Annotated in this window: 12 protein-coding genes; 6 read left to right on the top strand and 6 right to left on the bottom strand. The window is 73.0% G+C overall.

Translation table 11 applies throughout. The annotated features are described in order from the left end of the window. Nucleotides 1-35 precede the first annotated feature (35 nt). From ACFPCY_RS03535 to ACFPCY_RS03525, 3 genes are all read right to left on the bottom strand, one after another. A complete protein-coding gene (locus ACFPCY_RS03535) occupies nt 36-1250 on the bottom strand; it encodes a sensor histidine kinase (protein WP_378252083.1) in 1215 nt (404 codons plus the stop codon). A 327-nt stretch (nt 1251-1577) separates the two neighbouring features. Continuing rightward, nucleotides 1578-2684, bottom strand: a complete 1107-nt coding sequence (locus tag ACFPCY_RS03530; protein WP_378252082.1) for a thiolase C-terminal domain-containing protein — start codon at nt 2682-2684, stop codon at nt 1578-1580. Nucleotides 2685-3066: 382 nt separating this feature from the next. Further along, a complete protein-coding gene (locus tag ACFPCY_RS03525; protein WP_378252081.1) occupies nt 3067-3363 on the bottom strand; it encodes a Dabb family protein in 297 nt (98 codons plus the stop codon). A 155-nt stretch (nt 3364-3518) separates the two neighbouring features. On the opposite strand from ACFPCY_RS03525, the gene ACFPCY_RS03520 reads away from it, so the two are divergent. After that, nucleotides 3519-5168 carry a bifunctional lysylphosphatidylglycerol flippase/synthetase MprF gene (locus ACFPCY_RS03520; RefSeq protein WP_378252080.1) on the top strand — a complete coding sequence of 550 codons (1650 nt, stop codon included), beginning with the start codon at nt 3519-3521 and terminating at the stop codon, nt 5166-5168. Nucleotides 5169-5291: 123 nt separating this feature from the next. On the opposite strand, the gene ACFPCY_RS03515 is transcribed toward ACFPCY_RS03520, so the two are convergent. Continuing rightward, nucleotides 5292-6110, bottom strand: coding sequence for a hypothetical protein (locus ACFPCY_RS03515; protein ID WP_378252079.1), 819 nt, complete (start codon nt 6108-6110; stop codon nt 5292-5294). A gap of 249 nt (nt 6111-6359) precedes the next feature. Here ACFPCY_RS03515 and ACFPCY_RS03510 point away from each other — a divergent pair, with 249 nt between their 5' ends. The 4 genes from ACFPCY_RS03510 to ACFPCY_RS03495 all read left to right on the top strand — a co-directional run bounded on the left by ACFPCY_RS03510 (nt 6360) and on the right by ACFPCY_RS03495 (nt 10581). Further along, nucleotides 6360-7418, top strand: a complete 1059-nt coding sequence (locus tag ACFPCY_RS03510) for an LLM class flavin-dependent oxidoreductase (protein ID WP_378252573.1) — start codon at nt 6360-6362, stop codon at nt 7416-7418. Nucleotides 7419-7479: 61 nt separating this feature from the next. Beyond that, nucleotides 7480-8985 carry an AMP-binding protein gene (locus tag ACFPCY_RS03505; protein WP_378252078.1) on the top strand — a complete coding sequence of 502 codons (1506 nt, stop codon included), beginning with the start codon at nt 7480-7482 and terminating at the stop codon, nt 8983-8985. 100 nt (nt 8986-9085) lie between these two features. After that, nucleotides 9086-9904, top strand: coding sequence for a FadR/GntR family transcriptional regulator (locus ACFPCY_RS03500; protein ID WP_378252077.1), 819 nt, complete (start codon nt 9086-9088; stop codon nt 9902-9904). After that, the gene (locus ACFPCY_RS03495) at nt 9901-10581 is read left to right on the top strand and encodes a sterol desaturase family protein (protein WP_378252076.1); all 681 of its coding nucleotides are present in this window, start codon (nt 9901-9903) and stop codon (nt 10579-10581) included. Before ACFPCY_RS03500 ends, ACFPCY_RS03495 begins: the two co-directional genes overlap by 4 nt. 90 nt (nt 10582-10671) lie before the next feature. On the opposite strand, the gene ACFPCY_RS03490 is transcribed toward ACFPCY_RS03495, so the two are convergent. Together ACFPCY_RS03490 and ACFPCY_RS03485 are read right to left on the bottom strand one after the other, a co-directional pair. Continuing rightward, entirely contained in the window at nt 10672-11616 is a 945-nt protein-coding gene (locus ACFPCY_RS03490; RefSeq protein ID WP_378252075.1) for a hypothetical protein, read from the bottom strand. A 126-nt stretch (nt 11617-11742) separates the two neighbouring features. Beyond that, on the bottom strand, nt 11743-12654 hold the full coding sequence (locus tag ACFPCY_RS03485; protein ID WP_378252572.1) for a cyclase family protein: 912 nt from the start codon (nt 12652-12654) through the stop codon (nt 11743-11745). Between the two features lie 38 nt (nt 12655-12692). Between ACFPCY_RS03485 and ACFPCY_RS03480 the strand changes: the two genes are divergently transcribed. After that, the gene (locus ACFPCY_RS03480) at nt 12693-13856 is read left to right on the top strand and encodes a serine hydrolase domain-containing protein (RefSeq protein WP_378252074.1); all 1164 of its coding nucleotides are present in this window, start codon (nt 12693-12695) and stop codon (nt 13854-13856) included. The last annotated feature ends 21 nt before the right edge of the window (nt 13857-13877 follow it).

Raw genomic sequence — 13877 nt, 5'->3', positions numbered from 1 at the left:
TCGCGTCCGGTGTCCGGAGACACTTCGGCGCGCGGCTACTCCCCCTGGAGTACTTCCCCGGGAGTCCCCAGCGGCCCGGAGGGGGTCGCGGGGAGGACGGCCACGACCCGGAAACCGCCGTCCGCCTCAGGGGCGGCGGTCAGGGTCCCGCCGACCGCCTCGGCGCGTTCGCGCATGCCGGTGAGGCCGTGCCCGCCCCCGGACGGGTCGGCGTCCCGACCCTGAGCCGCGCCGCCCCGGCCGTCGTCGGCGATCTCCACGCGGACGGCACCGGCGGAGTAGTCGACGCTGATCCGCGCCGTCGCGGAGTCCCCCGCGTGGCGGAGCACGTTGGTGAGCGACTCCTGGAGGATGCGGTAGGCGGCCTCGTCGGTCGCCGCGTCCAGCGGGACGGCCGTCCCGGACACCGCGACCTCGACCGGCTGGCCCGCCGAGCGCACGGCGTCCACGAGGTTCGGCAGCCGTCCGAGACCGGGCGCGCGCGGTCCGGCCTCGTCCCCGCGCAGCAGGCCGAGCGTCGCGCGCAGCTGCGCGAGCGACTCCTTGCTGCTGGCCCGGATCGCCGCGACGGCCTGGCGCACGGGGTCGTCCGGCGGACGGTCCGCGAGGCGCCGCAGCGCCGCGCCCGACTGGACGGTGATCGTCGCCATCCCGTGCGCCACGGTGTCGTGCAGGTCGCGGGCGATGCGGAGGCGCTCCTCGGCGGCCCGGCGCGCCGCCTCGCGCTCCTTCTCGACCCCGGCCATCCGCAGCCGCTCCCGGTTCTCGGCGGCGAGCGCGCGGCGGCTCCGCACCACCTCGGCCAGCAGGATCACGACGGTGACCAGCACCCACTGCTGCACGAACGTCGCGAGCGCGGCGACGGGTGCCGAACCCCTGTTGATCACCGCGAAGTAGCCGTAGCCGAAGAAGAACAGCGTGATCCCGATCGCCCAGCGCAGGTGGCCGGCGAGGACCGCGGAGAACAGCGGCACGCCGAGCACCCAGATCGGCGAGAACCCCGGCGCACCGGACGCGTAGTACACCGTCATCAGCAGGCTCGCGAGCAGCAGCGACGTCATCGGCCGGCTCCGGTGCAGCGGGACGGGCAGCGCGAGCGTCGCGCCGAGCGCGTACGCGAGCGGCGTCGCCGGGCGATCGCTCGGGTCGTCGGCGACGTTGACCATCAGCTCGACCGTCCCCGCGACCAGCAGGGTGAGGACCGCATCGACGACGCCCGCGGGCACGCGCCACTTCCAACCGCCTGTCACGCCGTCACCGTAACCCCGCAGCCCCGACCGCGCCCGCGCCGTCCGCACCGTCCGCTGCACACGCGCCGCCCACTGCACTCGCGACACCCGCCCTGCCCGCGACACCCGCTGCGCACGTGGCGCACACGGCGCACCTGATACCCGCTGCGCACGTGGCGTCCGCTCTGCACGCGACGTCCGCTGCGCCAGCGGCGTCCGCTGCGCACGCGACGGGCGCTGCGCACGCGCCACCCGCTGCACACGCGGCGTCTTCTCTGCACACGACGCTCGCTGTGCTCGCGGGGTCCGCTGCGCACGCGATGGGTGCTGGGTTCGCTGTGGTGGTGGTCAGGGGCGGGTGAGGAGGGCGGCGCTGCCGTAGGCGCCGCCGAAGCCGGTGCAGAGCGCGACCGAGGCGTCCGGGACCTGGTTGGTGCCCGTCCCGCGGAGCTGCCGGACGGCCTCGGCGACGTTGTTGAGCCCGTGCACGTAGCCCTCGGAGAGCAGCCCGCCGTGCGGGTTGACGGGGTGGCGGCCGTTCCAGGCGATCTCCTGGGCCGTCAGCAGGACGCCGAGGTCGGGCCGTCCGACCAGGCCGAAGTCCTCCAGCTGGCGCGGGACGAGCCAGGAGTAGGCGTCGTAGAGCAGCGCCACGTCGATCTGCTCGGGCTTCATCCCGGCGGCTTCGAACAGCGGGCCGGCCACGTAGGACGAGAAGATCCGCGTGACGTCCGGGGCGCGGTCCATCCCGGACGCGCCGGGCCCGCCGCCGCGCACGACGGCGTGCACGCGCGGCGCGTCCGGGGCGAGGTCGGCGCGGGTGAGGACGAGCGCGCACGCGCCGTCCGTCTCCTGGCAGCAGTCCACGCGGCGCAGCGGGGACGCCACCATCGGGCTGTCGAGGTAGTCGGGCAGGGCGATCCGCTTGCGTTGCAGGGCGCGCGGATTCCGGACGGCGTGCGCGCGGGACTGCGCCACGACCGCGTAGAGATGCCGCTCGGTGAGGCCGGTGTCGTGAAGGTAGCGCTGCCCGGCCAAGGCGAACTGGTGGACGGGCCCGGCCATGCCGTACGGGTGCGTGAACTGCTCTTCCGTGCCCTCGCCGAGCTTGAGGCCGAGCGCGTTCATGCGCCTTCCGGACCGTCCGTTCAGCGCCCGGTACACCAGGACGGTCCGAGCGAGCCCGGCGTCGATGAGCATCGACGCGTCCGCGAGGATCGACGCGCTCTGCGTCCCTCCGCCGTAGATCTCGTTGTGCCAGCCGATCTCGGCCATGCCCAGCTCGCGCGCCAGGTAGAGGACGGGCGCGGAGTCGTTCAGGTGGTAGCTGAGGATCGCGTCGGGCTTCGCGGCGGCACCGCCGGTCGCCTCGGCGGCCTCCGCGAGCGCGGCGCGGGCGGCCTCGGCGGCCAGCGACAGTTCGGTGCGTCCGGACGCGCGTGACAGCGCGGTCATCCCGATTCCGGCGATCGCCGCCCGTCCCGAGAAGCCCTGTCTCGCTCCGCGTCCGGCCAACCTCCGCCCCCTCCGAGCTCAGACCGTTGCCCCCGCGCCCGGCCGGTTCGACCTTCGCGCGCGGTTTTCGGAGACGCCCGCCGGAGACGGGGCGCGATCCGTCCCCGGCGGGCCTCGTCGCCGAACCTAACCCGCGCGACCGGTAGAACACAAGCGCTTGCTCGGTTCACTTGCGGTGACGGCCGTCCGGCGGCTCGGCTCCACGGCACCGCGAACGACCCGGAGCCGCGGCCACTTCCGGCCGGGGCCGGGCCGCCTCGAAAGGGAACTCTTCGGGTAGGGGACCACCCTCGTCCGGGACCGGCGCGACGCCGCCCGCGGGTCAGAGCTCGTACTGCACGGCGGCCCGCGAGGCGATCAGCGGCTTCATCGAGTCGACGACGGCCCGGTGGGTCGGATTGTCGCGATACACCAGGTAGGCGTCGCGGTCGGCGAAGTCCGCGACGATCGCGAAATCGGCGGTGCCGGGGTTGACGCCGGCGTCCGAGCCGAGGCTGTAACCGCGGATCTCGGGTATCACGGCCGGCAGCTCGCGCAGCTTCGCGGCGACCTCGTCGACCTGAGCGGTGGTCGTGCCCTCGACCCATGTGAAGAGCACCACATGGCGGAATCCAGTCATGGGAGCACCGTAGCGGTGGGTAGGACGGAACCTGTCGAGCCGTCCCGCCATCACAGACACTGAGGGCCGCGGGCCCAAAATAGGCGGCAATTAACGTTCCACGGCGGGAATGAGTTCCCATGGATCTTGGTTGCAGCCGTTCGGAGGTGTCTCTCGTGGACGCAGCGAAGCACACGGCGCCGACATGGCCGCACGCCGTCGCCACCCTGGGTGTGGGTGCGATGCTCTCCGTGCCGGCCGTGAACGGCGCCCCGTCCTGGCTGGACCAGATCTCCCTGCTCGCCACGGGCCGTCCGCTGGCGCCCGCGCACGCGGTGGTGCTGGCCATCGCCCTGGTGTTCGTGGCGCGCGGCGCGCTGCTGCGCCGGCGGGCCGCCTGGTACGGGCTGATGGTCATGGTCGGGATGGGTTTCGCGGCCGTCGCGTTCGGGGGTGACGCCTACTGGCGGCTGCCGCTGCTCGCGGCCGCCGCCGTCGCGCTCTGGGTCAGCCGCGACACGTTCGTCGTCCGGCCGCACCCCGACCGGCTCCGCTCGGCGATCCGCATCGGCGCGGTGCTCGTGGTCGCCGCCGCGGTGCTGACGGTGATCCTCGGCGGCGTGACGATCCGCTCGGTCGGTCCGGACGTCGCGCACGGGCTGTCCGCGACCGGCGGTCCGTCCGGCGGCGCGGCCTGGCTGCCCGGCGCGCTGTCGATGATCGGCGGCGTCGGGCTGCTGGTGCTGGTCGTCACGCTGCTCGCGCCCGACCCCGCGCCGCCGCCCGGTGACGAGGACGAGCGCCGCCGCGTCGCGGGCCTGGTCGCCCGGCCCGGCTCCGACACGCTCGCGCCGTTCGCACTGCGCCGCGACAAGTCCTACGTGTTCAGCCCGGACGGCCGGGCCGCGATCGGCTACCGGGTGCTGTTCGGCGTCGCGGTCGCGGGCGGCGACCCGGTCGGCGACGCCGACGCGCACGGCGCCGCGATCAACGCCTTCCTCGACCTGTGCCGCCGGTCCGGCTGGCGTCCGGCCGTGCTGGGCGCGAGCAGCGAGACGGTGCCGTCCTGGGGCGGGCTGCGCTCGTTCGGCTTCGGCGACGAGGTCGTGCTGTTCCCCGCGGAGTTCTCGCTCTCCGGACGGCAGATGCGCAACGTCCGGCAGGCCGTGAAGCGCACCCACAACTTCGGCGTCAAGACCGACGTCCTCCCCGAGCGGGAGATCGGCCCCGAGCTGCGCGGCGAGCTGCTGGACGTCGCGAGCCGCTCGCTCGGCGGCGCGGCCGAGCGCGGCTTCTCCATGAACCTGGACGAGCTGCTCACCGGCTACCACCCCGGCGCGGTCGTCGCCGTCGCCTACGACGAGCACGGCGCGCCGATCGCCTTCCAGCGCTACGTCGCGGCGGGCCAGGGCCTCAGCCTCGACGCGATGCGCCGCCTCCCCGACGCCCCGAACGGCCTGAACGAGCGCCTGATCGTGGACATCGCCGAGTGGGCGAAGGAGCAGCGCATCGAGGTGGTGTCGCTGAACTTCGCCGCGTTCCGCGAGCTCCTCGACTCCGACGAGCGCAACGCGGTCGAGAAGGTGGGCTACCAGGCCCTGCACCTGCTCGACCCGTGGATCGCGGTCGAGTCGCTCTACCTGTTCGACCGTAAGTTCCGGCCGGGCTACCGGCCGCGCAGCATCGTCTTCCGCTCCTGGGCCGACATCGGCTGGCTCGCCGCCGCCCTGCTCACCCTGGAGTTCGGCCGCACCGGCACCGTCCCGGCCGCCGACCACGCGCTGGACCCCGTCACGCCGGTCGGCTTCCCCGAACGCTCCCACTGACGGCCCGACCACACGAGCGCCCGACCGCACGGAGACCCGACCGCACGGGCACCCGACCGCGCAAGAGCCGAACCGCACAAGAGCCAGAGAGCCCGCCGCCCCGAGGGGAGGCGGGCTCTCGCGTCACTTGCCCATCTTGCCGATGTCGATCGCGTCCGCCGGAGCCTGGATCTGGAGCGGCGCGTCGTACTCGGTGAAGTCGAAGCCGCCGTCCGGCACGTCACCGCCCAGGCCGCTCGTCTGCAGCCGGACCAGGTGCGGCGTGCCCGACGCGGCCACATAGACGACGGGCTTCTTGGCCAGCGGCCCGATGGCGAACACCGGCGCGCCCCTGAGACTCTCGTGCCCTTCCGTCAGCCCTCCGGACCCCGAGGCGAGCCCTTTGCGGAACCGTTTGAACATCGCCTCGTCGAACTGCCGGACCCCGAGGAACGGCTTGAAATCCTTGGTCTCCGCGGCGGGCACGATCACCCACCTGCCGCCGAGCAGCCGCCCGGTGGCCTTGTCCCCGGTCATGCTCTCCCAGAACCCGGCGTCGCCGCTCATATAGACCTTCCCGCCCACCGAGCGGAGCTTCGTCGAGACTGCCCTGCCTTTGTCGCTGCCCTGCATGGTGCCGTCCGCCACGTCCACCCCGAGGCGGAAGTCCACGCGCATCGGGTTGCCGCCGTCGTCGAAATCGCCGGCGACCCGCACCGACTTGGCCACCTTGAAGTCCTCAAGCCCGGCCTCCAGGACCTTCTCCGGCGGATACGCCTCGATCGGCGACTCCGGCGCCGCGGAGGATTCGGCGGCGGCCGGAGTGGAGCCGACCTTGGCTTCGCTCTTCTTGCCGCCGTTCCCGCCGTCGCCGCCGCAGGCGGTCAGGGTGAGCGGGGCGGCGAGCAGGAGCGCGGTCGCGCCCGCGAGCCGGAGAAGGGGCAGGGAGGTGGATCGTCCCACGTGTGCACGTTCCTCAAGTTGATCTTTCATCGAGCAGCAGTAGGTCGCGCGAACGGGGGCGGACGTTGACAGCGGGGCGCGTAACGCTTGCGTCTCAGGGTCAGGGCGGGAGGCTCCCGCGTATTCGGGCGGGCTGTTAGGCTTCCCAAGCGAGCGCTTGGTACGTAATGATGGCAGGGTGCGGCGCCGCCCCCGGGCGCGCCCGCCCCGCGCGTTGACGAAGGAGCCTGCGACGTGGCTGACCGCCCGATGAAGTTCTCGACCTTCCACCTGTTCCACCAGTTCGCGGGGCAGACCGCGGGCGAGGTGTACGAGTACCAGATCGAGATCGTCGAACTGCTGGAGGAGCTCGGCTTCGACGGGGTGTGGGTCGCCGAGCACCACTTCCGCGAGTACGGGACCGTCCCGAACATCTTCACCATGCTGGCGAACCTCGCCGCGCGGACCGAACGGCTGCGGCTCGGGACGGGCATCGTGGTGCTGCCGCTGCACAACCCGATCCACGTGGCCGAGGAGGCCGCGATGGTGGACCTGCTGTCCGGCGGACGGCTCGAACTCGGCATCGGACGCGGCTACCAGGCCGTCGAGTTCGAGAACTTCGGGCTGGACCTGGCCGAGGCGCGGGACCGGTTCAACGAGTCCCTCGACGTCATCCTCGGCCTGTGGACGCAGGAGAACTACGAGTACAAGGGCCGGTTCTTCTCGACCGAGCGCCCGCTGAACCTGATGCCGAAGCCGGTCCAGCGGCCGCATCCGCCGCTGCACGTCGCGGCGGTCAGCCCGGAGACCGTGGAGATGTACGCGGCGCGCGGGCTGCCGATCCTCGCCGACCCGGCCGCGCCGTTCAAGAAGATCGCCAAGGCGGCGGAGACCTGGCACGCGACGGCCGCCGCGAACGGCGTCGACTCCTCCGACGTCGAGCTCGTCGCCAGCCGCATCGTGTACGCCGCGCCGACCAACGAGCAGGCCCGCGAGGACCAGGCCCGGTTCGAGGCCGCCTTCGACCGGTCCCGCATCTTCAACCTGCAGAGCGCGCCGATCGACAGCGCGACCGGGCAGGCCGCCAAGGGCTTCGAGTACTACCAGGACCGCTACCTGAAGGGCGGCTCGGTGGACAACGAGTTCCGCTGGGAGCAGCTCGAGGTGATCGGCGACCCGGAGCGCGTCATCGGCCAGATCAAGGCGATCCAGGAGATGGGCTTCGGGCACCTGATGTGCGACTTCGGCTCCACCCGGCCGATGCCGCTCGAGGAGATGAAGAAGATCCTGAAGTTCTTCGCCGCGGAGGTCATGCCCGCGTTCCGCTGACCCCGCAGCCGACCGTCCCCCCGCCGAGGCCACGTCCCGCAACACCGTTCCAGGAGGCGCGATGTCCGCAGTTCACCGGCTCACTCTCGGCGACGTCCTCGCCGAGCATCGACGCGGCCGTCCGCAGGGCACGGCGGTCGTGGACGGCGACGTCCGGCTGACCTACCCGGAGCTGGACGAGCGGGTGGACCGGCTCGTCGGGGCGCTCGCCGGCGACGGCGTGGCGCCGGGCGACCGGGTGCTGTGGCTCGGCCGGAACTCCTTCCGCGTGCTGGAGTTGCTGCTCGCGTGCGCGCGGCTCGGCGCGATCTTCTGCCCGGCCAACTGGCGGCAGTCCGCCGACGAGATCGCCTACGTGCTGGACGACCTGACCCCCCGCGTCGTGGTGTGGGAGGAGTCCGAGGCGGTCGAGAAGGCGCGCGGGCAGGTCGTGCCCGACGCGCGCTGGATCCGCGCGGGCGAGGAGTACGAGACGTACTTGACGTCCGGGAACACGGCGTTCTCGGGGATCATGGACGACGACGCGCCCGTCCTCGCGCTGTACACCGCCGCGTTCGACGGCCGTCCGAACGCCGCGCTGCTGAGCCACTCGGCGCTGGTCGCGCACAGCATGGCGCTGCTGCACATGCGGCAGATGGAGGACGGCTTCACCTTCCTCGCCTGCGGTCCGCTGTTCCACGTCGGGACGATGATGTTCACGCTCGCGACGTTCCAGATCGGCGGGAAGCTCGTCTTCACGCCCGCGTACGAGCCGGACGAGGTGTGCCGCCTCATCGACGCCGAGAAGTGCACGCAGGCGTTCCTGTTCGGCCCGATGATCGACGGTCTCGTCCAGGCGAACCGGGACGGCAGGTACGACCTCGGGTCGCTGCGCTTCGTCTCGCACTCCCCCGAGTGGGACGCGATGATCACGGTGGACGACAGCCCGTGGTGCGCGTCCGGGATGGGCGGGTACGGGCAGACCGAGGTCGGCGGGATGCTGACGTTCCTCGGGCTCGGCATGGGCGGCGAGGGATTCGCGGGACGGCCGTCGCCGCTCGTCCACGTGCAGATCCTGGACCCGGACGGGCGGGAGGTGCCGCCCGGCGAGGTCGGCGAGATCTGCGCGCGCGGGCACAGCCTGTTCTCCGGCTACTGGAACCGGCCGGAACTGAACGCGGAGAAGAGCGCGTTCGGCTGGCACCACACCGGCGACCTCGGCCGGCGCGAGGACGACGGCACGATCACCTTCGTCGGCCCGAAACTGCGCATGATCAAGTCGGCGCACGAGAACATCTACCCGGCCGAGGTCGAGCGGGCCCTCAAGACCCATCCGGCGGTCGCGGACGCGGCCGTCATCGGCGTCCCGGACGACCGGTTCGGCCAGTCCCCGAAGGCGATCGTCGTGCTCGCGGAGGGCGCGGAGGCGACGTCGGAGCAGATCATCGAGCATGTCCGGGGCGAGATCGCGTCCTACAAGAAGCCCCGCGAGGTCGTGTTCGTCGCCGAGATCCCCAAGCGCGGTTACACGCCCGACTATGACGCGCTCGACGCCGCCCACGGTGGCGGCGCGTACCCCGGCGCCTGAGTTCCGGAGCGCCGGTCGGCCCGCCGCCGGCCGGCGCTCTTTGCGGGACAACTGGTCAGACCAGTTGACATGTTGACCTTCGGATGGCCAGAATCCGGGCATGAGCGGCTTCTCCCCTGTCGAGCGGACCTCGGTGGCCACGGCGGTGTTCGAGCAGATCGCGGCCCGCATCCTCGACGGCACGCTGCCCGCCGGCGACCGCCTCCCGCCCGAACGCGCGCTGACCGAGGAGTTCGGCGTCAACCGGCAGGCGCTGCGCGAGGCGCTGCAACGGCTCGACCAGCTCGGGCTCGTCGAGATCCGGCACGGCGGCGCGACGCGCGTGCGCGACTTCCGCCGCACCGCCGGGCTCGACCTGCTCCCCCGGCTCTTCCTCGGCGCGGACGGCGGCATCGACGCCGGAGTCGTCCGGTCGGTGATGGAGATGCGCACCGCGATCGGCGCGGACGCCGCGGCCCTCGCCGCCGTGCGCGCCCCGTCCGGCGTCCGCGCGGGTCTCCGCGCCGTCCTCCAGGAACTGGAGAGCCTCGTCGAGACGCACGGCAACGCGCAGGGCAACGCGCAGAACGACGCGCGGGGTGACACGCAGGGCGACGACGCGGGCGCGGCCGAACCCCGGAACGGTGACGTCGCCGGGCTGGCCGCGATCGACGTGCGCTTCTGGGACCTGCTGGTCGAAGGGGCCGGGAACGTCTGCTACCGGCTGTCGCTGAACGTGCTGCGCGACGCGTACCGCCCGGTCGAGTCCCTGGTGGACCTGCTCGTCCTGGACGAGCGACGCGACGTGCCCGCGCACCGGGAGCTCGTCGCGGCCGTCGAGGACGGGGACGGCGAGCGCGCCCGCGCCCGCGCCGCCGCGCTGCTGGACCAAGGCCGCGCGGCCGTGCTGGCCCACTTCACCGAGGAGGATCCGGGTTGAGCCCCCGTACCGACACCCCCGGCTGGCTCCGGCCGGGCCTGACCCTGACCGGCGCGGCCCGCGAGTTCTTCCGGCATCCGAGCCCGAAGGTCCTCGTTCCGGCCGCCGCGGCCGCGATCACCGCACGGCTGGCCGCGGGCCGCTGGACCCGGCGGGACGCGGTCGTCCCGGCCGCGGTCCTGGCCGCCGAGCCGTTCGTCGAGTGGATCGTCCACGTGACGGTGCTGCACTGGAAGCCGCGGACGGTGCGGGGCCGCCGGATCGATCCCCTGCTGTCGCGCAAGCACCGCGCGCACCACCGCGATCCGCGCGACGCCGAACTCGTGTTCGTGCCGATGCCCGTCCTCCCCGGCGTGATCGCCGGGCTGGTCGCCCTCAACCTCGCGATCGCGCGGGACCGGCGCGTCGCGCTCACCGGCATCGCGACCTCGCTCACCGCGCTCGCGGGCTACGAGTGGACGCACTTCCTGATCCACTCGTCCTACCGTCCCCGGCACGCGCCGTACCGCGTCGCGTGGCGGAGCCACCGCCTGCACCACTTCCGCAACGAACGGTACTGGTTCGGCGTGGTCACCCCGATCTCGGACCAGGTCCTCGGCACCTACCCGGCGAAGGACGAGGTCCCGCCGTCCCCGACCGCCAAGACCTTGGGCGTCGAGGAGTTGCGCCCCGCCTGAGCCCGCCCAGCCCGAGCGCGTCCGGCCCGAGCGGGCGCAGCGGAACGGCGGGCCACCCGGTCGGGGCGGCCCGCCGTTTCGAGTTCGGGGTCAGCGGTGCTGAGCGCCCCGGTAGACGGCCAGCGCGTCCTTCTGCCACTGCGCGCCGCAGGCGTCCTTACCGCAGCTGCCGTAGTAGCTCGCGGTCTGCCAGCCGACGCCGGTGTTGGCGTTGAAGTTGATGAGGAACGGGCCGCCGCTCGCGCCCCCGCTCATCCCCTTGCAGTTCGCCAGGTAGATGATGCGGTGGTCGCTGCTGCCCTTCGGCTTGCCCGAGCAGCGCCACGGGTAGTCCTTGTCGCCCGGGATGCCGAGCAGGTTCGTGGAGTACTTGCTCGGGTTGTAGTTGAACGCCACGCCCTCGGAGCCCGCCGCGTCCTGCACGTGCTTGCCGTTGCGCTTGTTCAGGACGATGAACGCGTTGTCGCCCTTGACGCCCTTCGTGGTCACCCAGCCCGCCTTGCGCCAGGTGAACCAGCCGCGCGGGGCCTTGCCGTTGGCGTACGCGGGCGCGAACCGGTAGTTGCTGCCGCCCTCGCCGAACCCGCAGTGCCGCGCCGTCGAGATGACGTCGTGGTTGTCGGACACCACGACGGTCGCGGAGCAGAGCCAGGTCTTGCCCTTGAGGCTGAAGAACAGCCGGCCGAGCGCCGGCGGCTTGCGCCACTGCGCGGTGACCTTGCCGGACTCGCCCGTGGGCAGCGTCCCGGCGCGGACGTAGGGGGCGGCCTGGCCCGTCGCGTCGGACGAGACGCCGGAGCCGGCCGCCGAAGCGGTCTCCCCGCGGTACTCCTTGGCGCTCGCGATCCGCTGCGGGGTCCAGAAGCGGTCGACCTGCTCGGAGCTCTGCCCGGCGTCGACGAACCGCACGTTCGGGGCGGTCGGCGCGGGCGCGGCGGGAGCGGTCGGGGAGGGAGCGGCCGTGGCGGTGCCGGTGAGGGACGCGGTCGCGGCGACGAGCGCCCCGGCCGCGCCGACCGTCACGAGTCTGCGCATAGCGGTGTCCTCCTTGCGGTGGGGGGATGGACCCTCGCAACGCTGTCGGCGGACGATCACCTGTTGATCACATTTGGATGGACAAAAGACGAAGATTCGGCCACGCGCATCGGGGGGCGGCCCGGGTCAGAGGACGGCGACGGGGGTGACGGGGCTGGCGGTACCCCCCTCGATCCTGAGCGGCGCGGCGAGGAAGAGGAAGTCCGTACGGGACGTCCCGGCGAGCTCCTCCAGCCACAGCATCTCCAGCAGCGGGACGCCGTGCCGCCACAGCAGGATCATGTGGAGGTCGTCGGCGAGGCCCTCGTCGGCGAGCTGGCGCTCGTTCAGGCCGCCGATCGCCGCGTTGTCGGACGCGACCGCGCACACGTCCCGCGCGGCGAGCCAGCGGCCCGCGTCGGCGGACAGGCCCGGTTGGCCGCTCCAGTACGCGTCCGGGCCGTCCTGCCAGACCAGCGGCCAGCCGGTGCGGACGACGGCGACGTCGCCCGGACGGAGCTCGACGCCGCACGCCTCCAGGTCGTCCGGCGTGATGCGGTCGGTCGCGGCGAGGTGATCGACGCCGCGCAGGCGCGGGACGTCGAACAGGACGCCCCGCGCGACGACCGGGCCGGCCTTGTCGATGCCGCACCGTCCCGCGCCGTAGGAGCGGACGCGATCGGCCGGGTGCCCGTTGTACAGCTCGTCGCCCGACCACATGTGGCACAGGGCGTCCATGTGGGTGGTGGTGCCGTGCGGGGTCACGACGAGCGCGTCGTCGGCCATCCTCAGGCCCGCGCCGATCGGCCGGGTGCCCGCCGCGTAGTCGCCGCCGTCCACCGACATGAAGTGCTGCGGCAGCGGCCGGCCGCGCAGGTGCGGCACGGTCGTCGGCGCGGGCGAGGAGGTGGCCCCCCGGATCGGCAGCGACAGGCCCAGCACGCGCCCCTCCCGGACGCAGGACGCGGCGGCCAGCACGGTCTCCGGGGTGAGCAGGTTCAGCGCGCCGCGCTCGTCGGCGGCACCCCACCGTCCCCAGTTGTTCGGCTCATCGAGCATCATTCGGTTTCAGACCCTTCCGAGGAGAGGACGCCGCCATGACGACCGTGCAGGGACACTGCGACCCGGCCTTCGCCGCCGTCCGGGACGTGTTCGCCCGGAACTTCGACGAGGGGCGCGAGATCGGCGCGGCCGTCGCGGTCTACGCCGGCGGCCGCAGGGTGGTGGACCTGTGGGGCGGCCTCGCCGACCGCCGCACCGGACGCGAGTGGACCGAGGACACCCCGGCGTTCGGCTTCTCCTGCACCAAGGCGCTGACGGCCGCCGCCGCGCTGCTGCTCGCCGAGCGCGGCGCGTTCGCCTGGGACGACCCGGTGACCGGCTGGTGGCCCGAGTTCGGCGCGCACGGCAAGGACGTCGCGACCAACGAGCACCTGCTGACGCACCAGGTCGGCCTGCCCGCGTTCGCCCGTCCGGTGACGGCCGAGGAGGCGGCCGACGCGGACGCGCGCGCCGCCGAGCTGGCCGCGCAGGAGCCCGAGTGGAAGCCCGGCACGGCGCACGGCTACCACGCGCTGACCTACGGCTGGCTCGCCGGGCATCTCGTGCGCCACCACGCGGGGATGCCCGCCGGGGAGTTCGTCAAGAAGGAGTTCGCGCCGGACCTGGACCTGTGGATCGGGGCGCCCGACGAGGTCATCGAGCGGGCGGCGAAGCTGACGAACGTGCGGGGCGTCCAGAACGAGGAGGGCCCGCGCGCGGTGGCCGACGACGCGCTGCTCACGCGGCTCGCCGACGCCTACCTCGACACCGGCAGCCGCATGAACCGCGCGCTGAACAACCCGAGCCCCGGCAAGGGCGGCTTCAACAACCCGGTCGTGCTGCGCGCGGGCTGGCCGTCCGCCGGGATGGTCGCGACCGCGCGCGCGTTCGGCCGGTTCTACGCCGACCTCATCGCCGGACGGTACGTCCGTCCGGAGACGCTGCGCGAGGGCATCCGCACGCGCGTGGACGGCGAGGACCTGACCCTCACCGTGACCAGCGCGTTCGGCCTCGGCTTCATGCGTCCGTCCATGACGTTCTTCACGCCGGAGGCGGGACGCGGCTCGGCGTTCGGGCACACCGGCGCGGGCGGCTCCCTCGGCCTCGCCGACATCGACGCCGAGCTGGCCGTCGCCTACCTCCCGAACCGCATGGGCGACCAGCTCTCGGGCGACCTGCGCGCCTACCGCCTGGTCGAGGCCGCCTACGCGTCCCTGTAGTCCGGCCCCGCTTTCGCGTGG

Source organism: Actinomadura gamaensis (genome assembly GCF_042652125.1).
Taxonomy (GTDB): Bacteria; Actinomycetota; Actinomycetes; order Streptosporangiales; family Streptosporangiaceae; genus Spirillospora; species Spirillospora gamaensis.
The sequence above is the reverse complement of the archived record's forward strand: the minus strand, read 5'-3'. Positions and strand labels throughout refer to the sequence as shown.